Raw genomic sequence first — 18,957 nt, forward strand, 5'->3', positions numbered from 1 at the left:
ATTAGTACTCCGTACGCTTAATCTCAGTTGCGCCCAAATCTTTAAACATCTTTTCGATGCGCGCTTCATCGTATCCCACATCATCGTGCGGAATGAAGATCGCAAACTTATGACTGCTTAAATCTGGATCGATAATTGGCGGATCCATGCGCGGAATACGGCATGCTACAAAAAGCGCACCGACCGAACAAAGAGCAGCAAATAAAATCGTTAATTCAAACATGATGGGTACAAACGCAGGTAAAGAGAAGAAAGGCTTACCACCCACATTCACGGCCCAGTTGACCGCGGATGTCCACCAAGTTAAGGCCAAACCACCCGTCAAGCCCACCAACGCCGCCACGAAAGTCACATATGGAATCCAAGATCTTTTGATTCCGCAAGCTTCTTCCATTCCGTGAATTGGATAGCCAGAAATAGCGTCAAATTTTTGAAAGCCTGCTTCGCGAGTTTTACGAGCGGCTTTTAAAATCCCCGCCTCGTCCAACCAGATACCAGCAATACCTCTTGTATATTGAGAAGCCATTAGTGGTGCCCTCCTTTATCGTCGTAACCCACATTCAGCACCGGTTTAACCTCAGCAATAGAGATCGCTGGGAATAAACGAAGATATAATAAGAACAAGGTCAGGAACATACCGAAGGATCCAACAAGAACCCCGGTGTCAAACCAAGACCATGCGTACATGCCCCAGCTTGATGGTAAGAAGTCGCGGTGAAGTGACGTTACGGTGATAACGAAACGTTCAAACCACATACCGATATTCACGAAGATAGAAACGACGAACATCACAGGGATTGAACGACGCATTTTACGGAACCAGAACACTTGAGGAATCAAAACGTTACAAGTCACCATCACCCAGTACGACCAGCCATAAGGACCGAAAGCGCGGTTGACGAACACAAAACGCTCAAATGGATTTCCTGAATACCAAGCAATAAAGAACTCAGACGCATACGCGTAACCCACGAGCATCCCGGTGGTCATGATGATTTTATTCATCACTTCCATGTGGTCCAAGGTGACGTAGTTTTTAAACTCTGGGAAGCCGATACGAACCAGCGTCATCAAAGTCACAACCATCGCAAAACCTGAGAAGATCGCACCCGCAACGAAGTACGGAGGGAAGATCGTCGTATGCCAACCTGGCAAGTTCGAAACCGCGAAGTCGAAAGAGACGATCGTATGAACCGAAAGAACTAGTGGCGTCGAAAGACCCGCAAGGATTAAGTACACCATTTCATAGTGTGACCAGTTTTTTGCAGTTCCGCGCCAGCCCAATGACAAAGCACCGTAAACCGAACGACGAATTTTATTTTTCGCGCGATCTTTAATAGTTGCAAAGTCAGGAACCAAGCCGATGTACCAGAAGACCATTGAAACTGTCGCGTATGTTGATACGGCGAAAACGTCCCAAAGTAACGGGCTTCGGAAATTCACCCACAAAGGTCCACGTTGATTTGGATACGGGAACAACCAGTAATCCAACCAAGGACGACCCGTGTGAAGTAACGGAAACAGACCCGCAGTCATAACGGCAAAGACCGTCATGGCTTCCGCTGTTCTTGCAACCGACGTTCTCCATTTTTGACGGAACAAGAAAAGAACCGCCGAGATCAACGTCCCCGCATGGCCGATACCGATCCAGAATACGAATGTCACGATCATCGTACCCCAGAATACCGGGCTATTCACACCCAGCAAACCGATACCAACGCCCACAACCGACGCTAGAATGCAGATATAAAATAACAACAATGTCTTCGCACCTAAGAAAAGACCCACCCAGCCTTTACCAGGGAAGGTCTCTACCGGAGCGCAGATATCGTCAGAAACGTCTTTTAAAGTCTTATTACCTAGGACTAATGGGTTACGCTTCATCATGAGTGCTCACCTTGTTTCGCAGTACCGTGACCGTTGTGGCCACCTGTTGATTCTTTGTCGTTGTTGCGAATCTTCGTAAGGTATCTTACTGAAGGTTTCGCATGCCATTCTTCAAGAAGACCGTAACCACGCTCTTCGGTTTTGAAGATTTTTGCCACTTCGCTTGTTGGATCATTAAGGTCACCGAACACGATACCACCTGCTGGGCAGGCTGTTTGGCAGGCTACTTTAATATCCCCGTCACGAACTTGGCGTTTTTCATTACGCGCGACTGTTTTCGCATCTTGGATACGTTGAACGCAGAACGTACATTTTTCCATCACCCCGCGTGTACGAACACCGACAGATGGATTCAAAGCCATGTTCAATGGTTTTTCGATCAACTTAGCATAGTTGAACCAGTTGAAACGACGGACTTTGTATGGACAGTTATTCGCGCAGTAACGAGTTCCCACGCAACGGTTGTAAACCATGTCATTCAAACCTTCGTCAGAGTGAACAGTTGCTAGAACTGGACACACCGTTTCGCAAGGCGCATTGTCACAGTGTTGACACATAACCGGTTGGAAGATCGCTTCCGCATTCGCCGGATCCCCCATGTAGTAACGGTCAATACGGATCCAGTGCATTTCACGTCCTTCAAGAACGTACTTTTTACCAACCACGGGAATATTATTTTCAGATTGGCAGGCCACCACACATGCCGAGCAACCGGTACAAGTGTGAAGGTCTACAGCCATTCCCCATTTATGACCACTGTACTCATGACCTGACCAGATCGACCAGATATGAGGATGTGGGATGCCTGCTTTAGCACTTTTTTGGAAGTCTTTATTTGTGACTTCAATAGCTAAAGAACGACCTTCCATCGTGTGGTGACCTTGCGTGCAAGCAAGATCATATTTTTTTGCAAGCTTAGTAAATGTCGCCGGCGCCCCAGAGAACACCATTTGACCATTTTTGAACGTTGCTAATGGGAAGACATTTTTACCGATGCCGTTACCGACCTTACCCACGCGCGTGCGTCCGTAACCGACAGCCATCGCCAAGACTTGATCATGCAAACCTGGTTGGATGTGAACAGGCATTTCGATTTTTTTATCGCCGACAGAGATTTCAACGACAGAGCCTTCTTTAAGACCGTGTTTTTCAGCGGTGCCCAAAGAAACCATCACGTAGTTATCCCACACGATTTTTGTCACTGGATCTGGGAGTTCATGGATCCAAGAAACGTTGTTCAGACGACCGTCACCCATTTGTGAAGTCGCATAAAGGGCAATTTCAAATCCATCATTTGCCGCCGCCGGCTTAATACCGGTGAAAGCGTCAACTTTAAAGGAACGAGCGCTGCCGCCTTTGGCTTCTTGACCCGCGTATCCTTTTTGCAAAGCAGTTTGCCATGCCTCTTCAAAGTCCCCACCTTTAAGAACTTCTGATTTCCAGAACGCACGAACATAGTCGTAATATGTTTCTGGAGATGTCATGCGCGAAGAACCTGTTTTTGCAAGTTTCGCCCACGTCATCAAAGACAATTGGAAAGAACGAGTGTCATACATGGGACGGATCGCCGGTTGGCAGATGGTGTAAACACCGGGTGCCAGCTCAGCATCGTTCCAAGATTCTAAAGCATGATTGTCTGGAGTTAGGTAATCCGCAAAGACACCTGTTTCATCCACACGGTCACCCGTATAGATCACCATTTCGACTTTACGAATCGCTTCAATCAAACCCATTTCAGCCGGCAATGCAAAACCTGGGTTCACTCGGTGAATGATCAAGGTTTTAACTTTGCCCGCCTTCATATCAGCGATCAAAGTGCCCATTTCTTCGTAAGAAGATTTGAAAGCGTTATTGGCACCACGAGCGTCAACAGTTTTACCCTCATTTCCTAAAACGGAGTTTAGGAAGTTCACGGCAATTTGCAGCTCTGTCGCTTTTTCTGTTTGTGCTGTCAAACCACCCGCCACAACAAGAGACTGTCCGGCATTGGCAATCAAATCTGCCGCTACTTTTGCAAATTGCGCCGGTTCAAAACCAAGTTTTGCGGCTGTGTTTGCAAAAGGAGCCAGAGTTGATTTAACAGACGCATTTCCAGCGTAAGAACCGTGACCTTTATTCACCACGATTTCATGGATCAAGCCCATAACAACATCTAATTGTTGTGAAGGTTTGATTTTGAAGCGGATGTCCGAGTTTGCACCCGTCAAAGAGTAGTTCGAATCAAAAGACACCATGCGATTCATGTTTTTGATGTCTTTACGGCCGTTCACAAATTGATTTGTGAATGCTGTTGGCGCAATCCAAGTTCCCAAGAAATCGGCGTCAACAGAAACGATCATTTTTGCATTATCAAAACGATAAGCTGGAACGATGGCATCGCCGTAAGAAGCTTTTTGACCATTTCTTACGTCTTCTTCAGAGATGGCCTCCCAAACCACGTGTTTAGCACGGAAGGCGGAAGTGAAATCACCAAGCAACGCCCGCGTTGACGGAGAAATCACATTCCCTGTCAAAACGACCACATCCCCTTTTTTCAACTGTTCAGAGATTTTCGCGTCCGCGTCTTCCCATTTTACGTCGATGATTTGGCTGTTGGATTTCTTTTCGTTAAATAGATTGCGCTTAGGCCCTTGGGCGCGCTCAGGATCGTACAAGTTTAACAATGCCGCTTGCGAGCGGATATTCAAACCACTACCGCTGTAGGGGTGCGTGCCACCTTCGATATGAATCGGGCGACCTTCACGCGTTTTTACCAACATACCGACAGCATCAGAACCGTCAAAGTAAGCCGATGTATAATAGTTCGCAACACCTAAAGTGACTTCTTCAGGTTGTTTATTATAAGGGACGATTTTTTGAACCGGACGACGGATGCAACCCGCACTCGCCAATGCAATAGAAGCGCCCATGAGTTTTAAGAACTCACGACGGGCCCAACCATCTTGGCTGCCATCATCATCTTGACGAAGAGGTGATGATTTAAATTCGGTCGCCGCCAGCTTCATGAAGTCGGGATCGTTACTCCATTGCTCTAAGCTGTTCCAGTATTTTGGGTCGCGTTCAATCGCCGAATCCGCGGGACGAAGCGCCTTTTTCATTTCTAACTCGTGGTCGTGATGCATTTCAGACATGATACCTTCCGAAACCTTTAGTAGTGGCAAGTTGAACAGTTAAGAGGAGCTTTATTTTCTGGCTGACGGTGACAGTTCACACACCAACCCATAGACAAGTCAGAGAATTGCTCCACTTTTTTCATTGTCTCAATAGGACCGTGACACGTTTGACAGTTCACGCCCTTAGCAATGTGCGCATTGTGATTAAAGTGAACGAAGTCAGGAAGCATGTGGACTCTGACCCATTGAATAGATTCACCTTTATCGTAAGCTTCACGCAATTTTTGAATGTCTGGTTTGTCGGTCGCAACCTGAAGATGGCAATTCATACAAGTTGAAAGAGCTGGAATATTCGAATGCTTTGTACGCTCTACTTGGTTGTGGCAGTACTGACACTGAATCTTATTGGTGTTCACGTGAAGACTGTGGTCAAAGGCGATAGGCTGCTCGGGAGCATATCCTTTGTTATATCCGAAACCTGGTTGAAACTTACAACCCGTCAGGAGTGTTGAAACCATCAGTGCGCAGAACAAAGCCATTGCGCCCGCTTTAGTTTTAAGTACTCGATGCATAATCATCCTTCTAACTCGATGTAACTCAATGTCAGCACTTCTCTGGCGCGCGAATTTCTCGCCCATCAGAAATTGATGACAAAATCGTGACTTCTATTTGGTGTCTATTTAAAGGTGGAAAAGTCCAGTTGTCCATATTCTTTTTGCAAGCAAATTGAAAAAGCGCGATGCTTCGCGCTTCTTCGCTCAAACCTTAAGCAGATTTTTTGTCGGAAGAATTACGGCCACGACGAAGAATCGCGACATAGATAACCGCAAGAATATGCAAACCGACAAAAGCCGAAACATATTCAATACCCCCGGCACCGAATCCATAGGAATGAAGCCCTGCGCCAAGAACGAAATTCACTCCGTACCAAGCCATAATCACCAAAGAGAAAGTGATAATGCCTGTCACTACCATGCCGAAGTTTTTAATCATTCCCGCATAACGTGCATGCAGAACCGCGAGGTACCCTAAAAGCGCGATCAAAGCCCAAGTTTCTTTCGGGTCCCAGCCCCAGAAACGACCCCACGAATAGTCTGCCCAAATCCCCCCCAAGATAATTCCTGGAGCCAAAAAAGCGACACCGATTTGGATGGAACGATAGATTCCCGTCACCACACTGCGGATTTGATGTTGATACTTTTCTTCTCCACGGAGGTAGTAAAATAAACCAAGATCCCCCAAACCGAATGCCAAGAAAAAAGCCGCGTAACTGATAGTGATAGTCATCACGTGAATCGTCAGCCAATAATTACTGCGCAACACGGGCTCTAAAGGTTGCAACGTCGGATCCAGAACCGCCGGAGCAAAATCCGCAATGACTAGACCAAATGCCGCCACCAGAGTTCCCGCCACCAAAAAGACGCGGAACTTATAGATCAATTCTAAGATCGCCGCAAAAAGGATGGTGCCCCAGGACACCCAAATCACCGTCTCATACATATTAGAAACCGGCGCCCGCCCCATGATATACATACGCAGACCAAATCCATAGGTGTGCAAAATGAAACCTGCAATTAAAAACACCCAGGCGGCTTTTGATAATCCTGGCTTATTTAAAGTCCAAACCAGAAGCAACAAAGTGAACGCGATAAAATATAAAATATAAGACCAGCGGAATGGATGGAACTCATTATAGTGAACCTCGGCACGAATCTTAGAGGCATGATCGTAAAGGACGGGATTTTGCTTCTTAGCAGACTCTTGAAACTTAACAAGGGCCGCATCTAAATCCGCCCCCGTTTGCGCCGTGCTTTGCTCTGAAGCCATGGCCCCAATATGACTTACGAAGGCCTTGGTCACCTCCATGAAAACTTCTTGTTGCTCTGGCTGCATTTCTGAAACTGAAATCCACGCATCACCCTCGACCGGTGGCACGAGCTTTAGCATACGCCCGGCAGCGATCTCTTGAAACGTGAAGAACTGGTTTTCTAAGCGCTGCAAAGCTTGGAAGTAAGGATTCAGTTTTTCTTTAGATTCACGTTTGTTTTGCAACTCTTGTCTTAATAAAGTGAAGCGCTCATTTCCAAAGATTTCGGCTCCGGTAAAATATCTTTGCTCTTTAGGCAATTTAAGCGCTTCTAAAACTTGATGATTGCGAACTTCAAAGATCTTTTTACCTTCCCAAGACTGAGGCGCTAACATCCACGTCATCACGATTTCGGTGGCATTGCGTTTTTCAAACTTAGTTTTACCATAAACGATTTCTAACATCTCACGCGCGAAGCTGTCGTAGGGCTTCACCCGCCCCCCGTCTTGCACGGGAAGATACTTTAACCCATCACCGGGCGCCGCTTTCGCCGAAAAACAAAACACCACCGAAAGAAGAAAGAACACCATTTTTTTTATATTATTGCCCATCTTTGTTACTCTCTTTTTTCGCAAGTTTGAAATCCATGTGCTTAAACCACATCAAAAACACAATGCCTAAGCTGATGACTAAAGATCCAAGATATTTCGTAAAACGACCCGGATCTTGATTCACGGAAAAGATTGAAGCGACAGGACGCCCCTCTTCCTCTTGAAAGCTGGCTTGGTAAATTGTCAGACCTTTGTATTTTAAAGGCTCATTCATCGAAATCGTATGCTCGGATCCGTCCGGAAGTTTAACGACACTTTCATAGGCCATCGCGCGCATCGTTCCTTGATAACGATTCACTTCGAAATTCACTAAATCTAGCTTAAACCCGATATCCACACGGCGATTTCCGTACGTCAGCAAGTAAACGGCATTGTTGGTAAAAAGCTTGGTCATATCGTTCAATAAGACCCAGTGATCTTTGCCATCAAAACGGATTTTCACCGCGGATGTCGTCAATGGTGTGGGACGCTCGGACGGTTGCAAATCCCAGTCCTCAGCCGCCGCAGGCAAATAGCGCAAAACACGGAATTGCAACGCCATCTTAAAGCCCGGGTCAAAAGTATCCCCCTCTTTCACCGTGCCGGTTTTTAAGGGCTTCTTTTGATCTTTCTGAAAGACCACATATTTTAAACTGTCCGTCCCCGGGGTCAGATAAATTTCATTCGCCCCGCGACCTTCTGTTGGCGCGGGACCCAGGTGAATTTGCGCGGGCCCAAAATTATGTGTCGTCAAAGCATTGGGTTTGCGTTGCACCAACCACTCAATCACGTTGACGTTTGGATTTTGCAACTGAAAGCGCAATCCCGCGCCCGCCTTACCGACTTCACCGGCGATGACTTTTTTGGAAGGCAAAACGTACTTTTGATAATCAATAATTTCAATTTTGGATTCGTATGCGGGGATGACTTTGGGATTCTTTTCCGTCGGCGGGTATTTGAAAAAATCCACTTCTTCTTCGAAGGTTTTTGTATAACGATCCCCATCAAAACTGGTGTAAACCACCAGATCTGTTTCCGGCAATTGCACCAAGTTGTTTGATTCCCCGATCCCGATACGCATAGAACCATCCAGGCCGTACTTCATCGTCAACCAAGAGCCAAACAAAAGAATGATAATCCCGATGTGCGCTAAAACAAAAGAGGTATGACGCTTTTTCCAAGGCCAACGATCCAGCATCACCCCGATCAGGTTGATAATCAAAAGTCCCAAGATAGAATACATCCACCACGTGTCGTAAACGAGTTTTCTGGCAGCGTAAGCATCGTACTTGGCCTCAACGAAAGTTCCGACCGAAGTGATAACGGCTAAACCCAAAATAACAAAAACCGCCAGCTTTAATGACGCTAAAGGCTTATTCCATTTTCTCCATAAAGATTTCTGCGAGCTAGGTGCTTTACTCAAAACGGGTCTTCCCTTGTTGCAAACAAAATGATTCCCCTAGCTTTAATAAAACTAGAAGCATCTGACCATGCTTTTCGACTCTCGACGCCCTACATTATATGCATCAAATTGTTGCGGATATAGCTTAAAGCGAACAGCACTTTTTCTTGCGTTTTCTTCGCCTCTTCCGGTTTTAATTTTTTAGTTTTCTCATCCATGTACAAGGAACGATTCATTTCAACCTGAAGCGTGTGTTGTTCTCTTGACGGGTTTCCGTATTGTTCCGTGACGCGACCGCCAAAATACGGCCAATTGTAACCCACTTTAAATCCTGCCGTCACATAAGCAGAGATCACCAAATCTTTGAATCTTGGGTCACAGCTTTTACCCTTGCTGTCGCTGACCACGATATCCGCGCGGGTTTCCCCCGGATCACGATGTTCGCTTGTCCCCACCGAAGGCATGCTGTGCGCATCAATGTGATAGGTTTTTTTGAAACCTTTTTCGTGCATGTCCTGATACAGTTTTTTTATGCCCTCGTGAAAAGGGTCGTAAATCAGCTTTACCAATTCCTGATGGGCCTCCGAGGACATGGGCTCATTCATCAGGGGATGCTTGTACGTGGTAATCACCCAATGAAATCCACGGTTGTGAGTTCCGGCCGGATTTTTATTGCCGATCACCGAAGAAGAATCCACATCATCTGGGATTCGATTTAAATCGGCTGCATACCGATGCCACTCTGTTTTGACATAGGGGATTTTTAACTTATGCAGACTGGGCTCATACAAAAAGTCCACATAGCGATCCACGTCGCACATCAGGATTTCCTCTGGAAGAGTGTTCAACCAGGGAGTTTGTGGAGGAATTTTTTCTCCGGAATGAGGGATTGTTACGAATAAGGGAACTTGATTGTCGGCCATGCTCAAAGCCTTGACCTATCTTTAAAAAAAATCAACACTTTAATGACTACGACTGCTTAATGGAGATGAACACATGAGCGACGTTCCAAAGGCAAAAATCTATACCCGGACCGGCGACAAAGGAACCACCCGTCTGGTGGATGGCTCTTGTGTTGAAAAGTTCAATCCTCGCGTTGAGGCCTATGGCACCGTGGATGAACTGAACAGTTACCTGGGCGTGGTTCGTTCTTCTTTGGTAATGCATGTTGCGTTATTAAGCCTGGACGCCGTTTTAGAAAAAATCCAAAACGAGTTGTTTAACATTGGCAGCTTGCTAGCCACGGAAAAAGACGAAGTCTTTAAGATGCTGCCCCTGATCACCGAAGAACAAATCAAGCATGTTGAACACGAAATTGATCAAATGACGGCCGAATTGCCGGAGCTGCGCCAGTTTATTTTACCGGCGGGTCATATTGTCTCGGCTCACTTGCATGTGGCCCGTACTTTCTGTCGTCGCGCCGAACGCCGCTCGGCGGAAATCGCCGTGAAAGACGAACGTTATTCTTTGACGTTGCAATACTTAAATCGCTTAAGTGATTTTCTTTTTGTGGCTGCTCGCTGGTCGAATTTAAAAACCAGTCATCCTGACGTTGTTTGGAAAAAAACTTAGATGAATCTTGAGATTGCTCGTCCCGAAGACACCAAAAATCTTTCTGAATTTTATAAAACCTTTTTAAGCCGCGGTTTGGTGGACGTGAAAGTCGATCGCAACGGAGATTTCTTTGCGCCTTATGCCGTTCAGTCCGATCAGCATTTAACTTACCAACTGCGTGAGGACGACAAGCTTGAAGGCATTGCGAGCTTTGTAATTCGCGATGTGCTTTTGGATGACAAGGTTCAAAAAGTGGCCTTCGGACGCGATTTGCGGATTTCTTCAAATCGCCGCGCGGTTTTAGAGTGGTCTAAGCATTTTTTACCCGTGATGAATGAGGTTTTCAAAACCTTTGATTGTAAATACTTGTTTTCAGTTTTAAGCATGGGCGATGTGCAAGCACTTAACGCCTTTGTTCGCCCACGGACTTTAAAGCGTCCTTTGCCGCAGTATCATTTATTCCGCAGATTTAATATGGTCTCGGTTCATGGCCGCTTGCCTTGGGCGCGAACACCATTGCCTCATTTGCGTATTCGTCGTGGCAGTGCCGCCAATGTCGATGCTTTGATTTATTATATTATTCAAAAATCTCGTCAGCGAGATTTAGCGACGGTCTGGGATGCACAGAGCTTTCATGAAAAATTGGAACGCTGGAAAGATTTAAACCTAGAAGATTTCTTAGTGGCTTTTGACAAAAACGACAATATTGTCGGGTGCTGCGCCCCGTGGTCTGCGGGTAATATGCAAGAGTTTATTCCAATGGAATATTCTCTGCGCGCACACAACTTCCGTCAGTTTTTAAAGTTCGGCAAACGCTTGGGTTGGACACGCACTTTGACCAAGCCTTACTCACGCCTGAAAGTCGAAGCCGGGTTTAATTTTAAGTATTTGTGTTTCTTGTTTGCCGATAATGGCGATATCTTTCAAAGCTTGTTATGGAAGGCTTACGACGAAGCTCATGAGCATGAGTTTATCGTGTATAACCAGCAGCGCTCGGAATACATTTACCGTCGTCCGCCGACTTTGATCTCTGCCAAAATGCCTTTTGGTATTTACTTACTGCATCCACCGGATCAAGAGATCCCTAGCTTTTTACATCCCGCCAATGAAAAAGCGGCGGAGATGGAACCTTTCTTTGCGCTGTGATGCTTTTGCGGCAACGACTTGGTTTTGCCCCTGAAATCTCATTTTGAGACGACGCAATGGCACCTAATTTTTGACGTTTCGATAACAAAAAACGCGCGCTATGACTGTCCAAAGGATCATCTCCCTCTTATTTACTTTTTAGGTGGCGTAAAGCTTGCTTTGCTAAGACCTTAGGAGATTTCCATGTATCGATACTTGCGCCTCTTTTCAAAATCTTGGCTTTCCGTTATCGCTCTTTTTAGCGCAACCACACTCCTCGTCTCTTGCATCACCACTTCGGACACTTCTTCCTCCCAAAATTTCACCCCGGATTATACGACTGTTTCCACGGCGAATTCGGGTCTGTCGCCGGAACAAAATGCTCGTCAAATGGAACTAGAAGGTTACGTGGCCCGAACGTCCTCGCGTTCGATGATGCGATTGCCTAAAGATTTAGATCTCACTTTAAGTGGTGCCTTAAGAAAATCCACTCGCGTGGAGTTTATCGAACCCGAAGTTGAATACCAAAGCCATTTGTATCCGTATCGCATGACGGATTACACCAGTACGATTCATTATCGTCCGGTGTTTAATGATCGTTTCAACGCTTCAGGCTCTGTTCGCTAAAAGAAGCCTCGAGGCAGATTGTTTTTTAAATTTATTTTAAATCTCAAACAAATCGAACAGTCGATGCGCAAAGATAAATTCTTCTTCTAGATCCAGCGGATCTTCCGGCAAATAAAGTGCCTCCTCTTCGGATTCTATATGCATTTCTTCTAACTTTTCTTGCGCGGACTTCCAGTTTAATTTTTGCCATTGGGGATTGGTATTTTCGGTAAAAAGCTCACTGAGGCCCAACGCTCTTTGGGTCGCATCTTTATTCATAACCTTTTGATCAGGGAAAATATAATTCAGGGCTTTTAGAATGTCTTTCGCAAAAACTCTTTCAAGCAACATGTAGGTCGCACACAATACTGCTAGTAAATACTGGCGATATACTTCCGAGGATTTTTTTGCCCAAACATCTTCCCCGCCAGGGCGATAAATAAGTCTTAATCTTTCAAACGTGTTGGAAAGATCTTTTCCTAAGGCGTCCCCTAGAGCCAAATCCATCGTCACCACCAAACTTTCGGCAAAATTCAAATATCTCTGCAGATCGCGTTCCTCTTGGGGCGCCGGAGGCAAAACACGCCATACAATGCGGTGGTTTTGTTCATGATATAAAGAGATCTCATTAAACAGCTGCATAGACTTCATGTGCGCATCGGGATCGTAAATTTTTGCGGCGTGATCGCGGAACCAATAAAATTCTGTCGCCGACGGCGTAAAATCAATTTGATCCTTAAATAAATCCTGATGACTTAAAGATCGCATCGTCGAACAAAGGCGCGGCTGAAAAATCCCTCCCAAAGAATTATACAGACGCCGACTGCGTTCATAGACAGAGCTGGCCGACAAAAGCTGATGATCAAAGGGATACTCAGGCAAAACCAGCGGCGCAAGATCCGATGTGGTGGGAACTTTCGTCGCCGTGTTTAAATCATTTAGAAATTTTTTAAGATCGGCGGAGGTGCGAGCAGGCATTGCAGACCTCGATGATTTAGGTTTCAAGACGTTAGTTTTTCCAGATTTCAGTTTCGACGTCGTTTTTTTCGCCGCCGTATTTTTTGCCGAAGCTTTCTTTTTTGCCATGCCGAAAGCTTACCCGCACACCCTCATTAGCGCAAATGATTCAAATTATTTTCTTATGAGTAGAAAATTCACCCTCTGGCCCTTTTATCTGAAAGCCCCGCTTTTTCTGCAGCTAGTAAATTATGCGTTCGACACAAGATTCGTAAATTCGTTAAATCACTTGTCCCACCGAAGGCCACCGGCTTCACATGATCAATTTGCAACTGGTATTTAGATCCACAGCGTTGCCGGTTCTTTTTATTCACGTATTCGCAGCACGCATTGGCTTTACGGAAAAGTTCTTTTTTAACCGCAACCGAAATCGCTTTTCGCGGACTCACCTTCGTAGCGATGACTCTGTCGGTCACCAGCTCTTTAGTGCCTAGACTATTTCTATTGCCGTTCTCATTGGCGGAAACATCCTCGTTAACGTTTTCCACAAAAATCCCCTCGCTGGATAATTTTTTTGAATTTAAGGTCGCTCTTGGGGCATTTGATTTCAAAATATTTTTATCATTAAATTTTCTCGCCAACGCACCAATGACTTCCGACCATTCCCCATGAGGGCACACATGCGATAAAAGGTCCTTTGCTTTTTGTAATTCTTTAAACTGCTCTGCCGTTAAGGTAATTTCAAGGCGAACAGATTCGTCACTTTGTGGACGTAAAACCTCATAAGATGGTATCGGCAAATCAAATTCTTTAGCCAGAACGGCCTCTGTTTGGAATGTGTTTTTATTTTCCACTTTTTCTAAAATCGTTAAAACTTGCGCACAGGAAATCATCGCCCCTTTTTGGGATTTTTCTTTAAGACATTTCTGCACACGCGTCAGCTGAGATAAATGTAAAGCGCCAGATTCGATTTTTTCTGAAAGTTCCGGCATTTGTTTCAAAAGCCTTGCCGACTGCAAACGACGATAAGCCGCCGCTTCAGAATAACCCAGTTCACGGGTTAAATAGGTGTACATACCATCATAGCCAAGTTCGGCATAGATCCGACGCGCTTCAATTTCTAGGATGTGCACCAAAACCAAGTGCGTGATTTTTCGCTCGGTCTTCACCAACTTTTGCATGCGATGAACAATCTCTGAATTTGAAAAATTCTGTAAGTCCATTTTAATCTTTCCACTTTTTTAGTTAAAGAACTCTCTCGAAAAGGAACTTAACATAGCTTTTTGAAACGCAATTTTAAGGTTTTTCAGAATGAAGAATGCGCTTACAAAGCCCAGGAATATCGCAATTAGAAACGCTTAAACCGCCCAACATTCAACGCAAAAAAGAAAAACAAGAACCGTCGTTGAAAATAATTTATCTATGCCTAAAGCCAAATTTAAAAACACGAAAACCATGGCAAATAAATTCGACATTACAAATTAATTTTGCCGCAACGCGCCCGCGTTTTGAATTTTGAATTTTGAATTTTGAATTTTGAATTTTGAATTTTGAATTTTGAATTTTGAATTTTGAATTTTGAATAAAAATATCCCATGACTTCATAAATAGAAAACTTAAAATGAGCGCAAGCACATTCGAAAATCACTGGCACGCGAAGCGCCTGACCGAAGCGCTAACTTCACCCAAGCTGATTACAAAGCTGACTACAGTCCGATTGAACCCAAGATCATCTTCTTCCCCTTACTTTGAGCTTTNNAAAGCTCAAAGTAAGGGGAAGCAAGAGGGTCTGAAAGTTAGACCATGTGGGCCGAATAAGTCTCTTTAACCTTAGGCCAAAACCAATCCAACTGCGGATCAGAAGCAATGACATCTTTGATTAAAACTTTCACGTCCCCACGAGTGGAGATTTCACGGCGCAACCAGATTTCGATTTCGTCATAACCGGGGCCGATGATCGTGATTTCAACATGACTTAAAAAATGCAATAAGTGCAGATCTTGCGTGGCAATCGACTTGCCTTCCGTTTTGCTGCGAATGAAATTCAAAACTTCGTTCTTAATGTCGGCAAAACAACGATGATTGATGCGACGGATGATTAAATCCGCGCGATGATCACGATTTATCCAACGCTGATGCAAACCTCTTTGCACCAGGTTAACAATAAGGGTACGTAATGGCGAAGGGACCAAACGAAAATCTTCGTCCGGTAACGACATCACCTGCATTAAATCTACGTACTTAGCCTGTTCCTGGCCTCGACGTAGAGAGGTGAGTACTTCTGGAATGCGCAAAACTGATTCGCGAATTCCAAGAAGATCGATTCCTGCTCCATCCGTGAAGTAGAGAACTCTCATACTTTTATCATGACCTATGTTGAGATATTTTCGATAAATATTTTTACACTTGCGACGATGGTCTAGTTTTGCCGCGAAGCCCTAGTAAAATCTTATACTTTGCTTGGTCTAGGCCGCACCCGAAATCGGGTAACAAGTTGCAGCCTCCCCGCCCAACTGCTAGGATGGATGGAAGTCTAAGGACTAGACTAAAAACGAAGCAATTAAGAGCACGGTTTAAAAGCAAGGCAAAGGATTGTCATCAGTGGCTTCACGCAATACGAAAAATCAGCGCCCACCTTTTGAGCGATGGTATTCATATCTTCTTTTTATTTTCGTGGGTTACTGCATTGCAGACCTTGCAATTCTTGCCTATCGCGATCGCATGCTCCCCCAAACGGCCCCCCCCGCACATCCCAAATCTCAACGCATGGATATGAGTGTCGGTCGCGGAGCTTATAACAACATAACTGCGCGAAATATTTTTGCTTCCAACGGACAAATCCCCGATGCCTTGGTCGACAAATCTAAAGGCGAACAGCGCGAAGAAGATCCGGTCCCTTCACAGCTTCCGCTGACATTGATCGGAACATTGGTTCACTCCAACCCTGAAAAATCCATCGCGGCCATCGAGGTCAAAGGGAAAGGTCAGGTGATTTCTTACAGTCCGAAAAAAGAAATCGAAGGTATTGCCACGATCATTCGTGTTGAGCGCCAAAAAGTCGTTCTTCGCAATACAAATTCCGGGCGCTTGGAATTTATCGAAATGAAAAAAGAAGGCAAAGTGGCCTTCGGCAGTGCGCGCCCCTCCTCTGGAACCACGGGCACCGAGGTTCAACGCAGTGGTGACAACACCTTCAGCATCAAAAGAGCCGACGTTCTTAAATACACCAACGACCTTTCAGCCGTCTTGATGCAGGCCCGTGCGGTTCCGAATCGTGAACCCGGCACTGGCAATATCAACGGCTTCCGCATTCTTGATATGCAGCCCGGAAGTATTTACGAACAATTGGGCTTGCAGCGCATGGATGTGATTAAATCCGTTGACGGAACACCGGTCGACAGTCCGGCCAAGGCCATGGAGCTTTATAACTTGCTAAAAAATTCTCCGAAAGTGACCTTGCAAGTGGAACGAAATGGCAAGCAAGAGAACATGACCTACAACATTCAGTAGGTTTTGGGATCGACAGAGAATATTTTTTGCGAATTTAGTTTTTATTTTAGTTTCTGTTTTAGGACGAGGGAGAAACCACATGAAAAAAAATGTCAGCATAGGAATTGCTTCATTGATGACCGCGCAGATCGTGGGACAGGCCGCGAACGCGCAGTTTGATGATTTCCCACCTCCTCCTCCACCGCCGGATTTTGGCGATTCTAACGCTGGTGATTTTGATGGAGGAATGAACAACTCGTTCCCTCCGCCCCCAGCGCCACCAAGCACGATTCCTTCGGCTAATAATGGCGGCTCTCGCGCTGGCGGGGCTCGCAGCGGATCTATCGGCGGCGGGAACGATGTTTTAAGCAAAGATGCCAAAGATAAGTTTTCTAAGGCCGCGATTGAAGACATCAACAGCCAAAACTTCCCCGAAACTATTGAGTCCTTTGATTTTCCCAATGTGGAAATCGCCGACCTAATTAAGGCCATTGGCGAGCTGACCGGTAAGAACTTTATTATCGATCCGGGTGTCCGCGGTAAAATCACGATCGTTGCTCCGTCAAAAATCACCGTGGCGGAAGCTTATAAAGCTTTCTTGTCGTCTTTGGCGATCAACGGTTTCACCGTGGTTCCGATGGGCAGCTTCTTAAAAGTAAAATCAGCAAGAAATGCGCAACGTGATAATATCGAGACATTCTCTGGCGCTTATTATCCGAACGCCGATCAGATGATCACACGTATTATTCACTTAAAACACATTTCTGCCGCGCAAGTGAATCGTGATCTTCGTATTTTACCTTCTAAAGATGGTGAAATGAATATTTACGAACCCACAAACTCGATCATCATCTCTGACTGGGGCGCGAATATTGACCGTGTGATGAAAATCATCAGCCAATTAGATGTTCCAGGATTTGAAGAGCAGCTTGAGGTTATTCCGGTAAAATACGCCAAATCTAAAGATTTATCTGATCTTGTTGATAAAATCGTCAACAAAGGAAGCAAGCCTCAAGGTGGCGCGCCCGGAACATTCACAGCGGGCGTTCCCCGCTTTTCGCGTTCTTCTGGAGCCAGCTCTCAACAAGGGGCCAGCTTTTTTATGGCGATTCCGGATGACCGCACCAATTCAATCATCGTGGTTGGTAATAAATCAGGTATCGTACGTATTAAAAAATTGATCTCGCAATTAGACTTTAAAATCCGCGCGGAAGACACGGGTGGCGTTTACGTTTATTACGTTAAAAATGGAGATGCAGAAAAAATCGCGCAAACTCTTCAAGGTGTGACTAAAGATGCAACTCCAAAACCAGCCACGGGCGGCAGCCTTCTGTCCCCGATTGGGGCTGGTGGACAAATGCAAGCCCCGCAAGAGATCTTTGGGGGCGATGTTAAAATCACCGCAGATAAAAGCACAAACACACTTGTTATCACGGCAAGCAAACAAGACTATGAAGTGGTCTTAAATCTTTTAAACAAAATCGATATCCAGCAAGACCAAGTTTACGTCGAAGCCATCATCATGGAGATGAGTGCTACCGACGGCAACACTTGGGGGGTCGGATACTATAAGTACAGCGATTCTGGGTACGGCAAAGTCGGCTTTAACGGTGGCATTAAAATCGAAGAAATGCTAAGCCCTACGGGTGGCAATGGCGCGGTCATCGGTTTCGGTGAAGGCAAAATGGTTGAAGTGACGGATCCTTTAACTAAAACCAAGTTATCCATCCCAAATCTTGTGGGATTCATCAACTTCCTTAAGACCACTAAAAAAGCCAACATCCTTTCAACGCCTCAGATCTTAACTTTGAACAATCAAGAGGGTGAAATCGAGGTCGGTGATAAAGTCGTCACCGGTTCACAAACGACAACTCCCACAAATGGAACGCCGATCACCACGCCGACGTTTGAAGATGCGACGATCAAGCTAACGTTAAAACCATTTATCAGCCCGGCGACAAACTTGATCCGCATGGAAATCAAACAACAAGTGTCTCAGCTTTCAACGGCGAGCTCTCCGAAGGCTTTCCAAGACTCTACGCAACCGATTGCCAAACGTTCTATCAAAACCACGATCAACGTGAATAACGGTGACACGGCAATCCTAGGTGGACTCATGAAAGAAAATGACATCGAGTCTATTACGAAGGTTCCTCTTCTTGGCGATATCCCCATTATCGGCTGGTTGTTCAAATCACGCACGATTGCCAAAGAGAAGACCAACATGGTCGTGTTCTTGACTCCAAAAATCGTCCGAACTGTGGCAGACTCGAACAAGATTCTTTCGCAAACTCTGGACGATCGTGTTGAGTTTATTAAAAGCCAAGGTGGCGTGGATCCTTATGGTAAAAAGATGGATCCTATTCACCAAAAAGCTCGCGGAAGTGCAACTCCGGATATTCCGGACGACACTCTACAGGAATAATA

Annotated in this window: 15 protein-coding genes; 5 read left to right on the forward strand and 10 right to left on the reverse strand. The window is 45.4% G+C overall.

Annotated features, from left to right (window positions below; all coding sequences use genetic code 11):
• Position 1: 1 nt before the first annotated feature.
• From AZI86_RS11740 to AZI86_RS11770, 7 genes are all read right to left on the reverse strand, one after another.
• Positions 2-526 carry a DUF3341 domain-containing protein gene (locus tag AZI86_RS11740; protein ID WP_061835380.1) on the reverse strand — a complete coding sequence of 175 codons (525 nt, stop codon included), beginning with the start codon at positions 524-526 and terminating at the stop codon, positions 2-4.
• On the reverse strand, positions 526-1,887 hold the full coding sequence (gene nrfD, locus AZI86_RS11745) for an NrfD/PsrC family molybdoenzyme membrane anchor subunit (protein WP_061835381.1): 1,362 nt from the start codon (positions 1,885-1,887) through the stop codon (positions 526-528). The genes AZI86_RS11740 and nrfD overlap by 1 nt, the downstream gene beginning before the upstream one ends.
• Positions 1,884-5,018 carry a TAT-variant-translocated molybdopterin oxidoreductase gene (locus tag AZI86_RS11750; RefSeq protein WP_061835382.1) on the reverse strand — a complete coding sequence of 1,045 codons (3,135 nt, stop codon included), beginning with the start codon at positions 5,016-5,018 and terminating at the stop codon, positions 1,884-1,886. Before AZI86_RS11750 ends, nrfD begins: the two co-directional genes overlap by 4 nt.
• 17 nt (positions 5,019-5,035) lie before the next feature.
• Complete coding sequence (locus AZI86_RS19235; protein WP_253715900.1) at positions 5,036-5,572, reverse strand: cytochrome c3 family protein; 537 nt, start codon at positions 5,570-5,572, stop codon at positions 5,036-5,038.
• 193 nt (positions 5,573-5,765) lie between these two features.
• Positions 5,766-7,418, reverse strand: a complete 1,653-nt coding sequence (locus tag AZI86_RS11760) for a cytochrome c biogenesis protein (RefSeq protein WP_253715906.1) — start codon at positions 7,416-7,418, stop codon at positions 5,766-5,768.
• On the reverse strand, positions 7,408-8,820 hold the full coding sequence (locus tag AZI86_RS11765) for a cytochrome c biogenesis protein ResB (RefSeq protein WP_061835383.1): 1,413 nt from the start codon (positions 8,818-8,820) through the stop codon (positions 7,408-7,410). The genes AZI86_RS11760 and AZI86_RS11765 overlap by 11 nt, the downstream gene beginning before the upstream one ends.
• Positions 8,821-8,909: 89 nt before the next feature.
• On the reverse strand, positions 8,910-9,722 hold the full coding sequence (locus AZI86_RS11770; protein WP_061835384.1) for an N-formylglutamate amidohydrolase: 813 nt from the start codon (positions 9,720-9,722) through the stop codon (positions 8,910-8,912).
• Between the two features lie 73 nt (positions 9,723-9,795).
• Between AZI86_RS11770 and AZI86_RS11775 the strand changes: the two genes are divergently transcribed.
• The 3 genes from AZI86_RS11775 (at position 9,796) to AZI86_RS11785 (ending at position 12,105) form a co-directional block, all read left to right on the forward strand.
• Positions 9,796-10,371, forward strand: a complete 576-nt coding sequence (locus AZI86_RS11775) for a cob(I)yrinic acid a,c-diamide adenosyltransferase (RefSeq protein WP_061835385.1) — start codon at positions 9,796-9,798, stop codon at positions 10,369-10,371.
• Positions 10,372-11,499 carry a hypothetical protein gene (locus AZI86_RS11780; protein ID WP_061835386.1) on the forward strand — a complete coding sequence of 376 codons (1,128 nt, stop codon included), beginning with the start codon at positions 10,372-10,374 and terminating at the stop codon, positions 11,497-11,499.
• 183 nt (positions 11,500-11,682) lie between these two features.
• Positions 11,683-12,105, forward strand: coding sequence for a hypothetical protein (locus AZI86_RS11785; protein ID WP_061835387.1), 423 nt, complete (start codon positions 11,683-11,685; stop codon positions 12,103-12,105).
• Positions 12,106-12,141: 36 nt separating this feature from the next.
• On the opposite strand, the gene AZI86_RS11790 is transcribed toward AZI86_RS11785, so the two are convergent.
• The 3 genes from AZI86_RS11790 to AZI86_RS11805 all read right to left on the reverse strand — a co-directional run bounded on the left by AZI86_RS11790 (position 12,142) and on the right by AZI86_RS11805 (position 15,398).
• A complete protein-coding gene (locus tag AZI86_RS11790; protein ID WP_096000901.1) occupies positions 12,142-13,170 on the reverse strand; it encodes a hypothetical protein in 1,029 nt (342 codons plus the stop codon).
• A 68-nt stretch (positions 13,171-13,238) separates the two neighbouring features.
• Positions 13,239-14,264: an HNH endonuclease gene (locus tag AZI86_RS11795; protein WP_061835388.1), complete on the reverse strand. Its 1,026-nt coding sequence runs from the start codon at positions 14,262-14,264 to the stop codon at positions 13,239-13,241.
• Between the two features lie 573 nt (positions 14,265-14,837).
• Complete coding sequence (locus AZI86_RS11805) at positions 14,838-15,398, reverse strand: hypothetical protein (RefSeq protein ID WP_157684696.1); 561 nt, start codon at positions 15,396-15,398, stop codon at positions 14,838-14,840.
• 244 nt (positions 15,399-15,642) lie between these two features.
• On the opposite strand from AZI86_RS11805, the gene gspC reads away from it, so the two are divergent.
• Positions 15,643-16,551: a type II secretion system protein GspC gene (gspC, locus tag AZI86_RS11810; RefSeq protein WP_061835391.1), complete on the forward strand. Its 909-nt coding sequence runs from the start codon at positions 15,643-15,645 to the stop codon at positions 16,549-16,551.
• Positions 16,552-16,630: 79 nt separating this feature from the next.
• Positions 16,631-18,955, forward strand: coding sequence for a type II secretion system secretin GspD (gene gspD, locus AZI86_RS11815; protein WP_061835392.1), 2,325 nt, complete (start codon positions 16,631-16,633; stop codon positions 18,953-18,955).
• Positions 18,956-18,957: the final 2 nt, after the last annotated feature.

This window comes from Bdellovibrio bacteriovorus, from assembly GCF_001592735.1.
Classification (GTDB): Bacteria; Bdellovibrionota; Bdellovibrionia; order Bdellovibrionales; family Bdellovibrionaceae; genus Bdellovibrio; species Bdellovibrio bacteriovorus_D.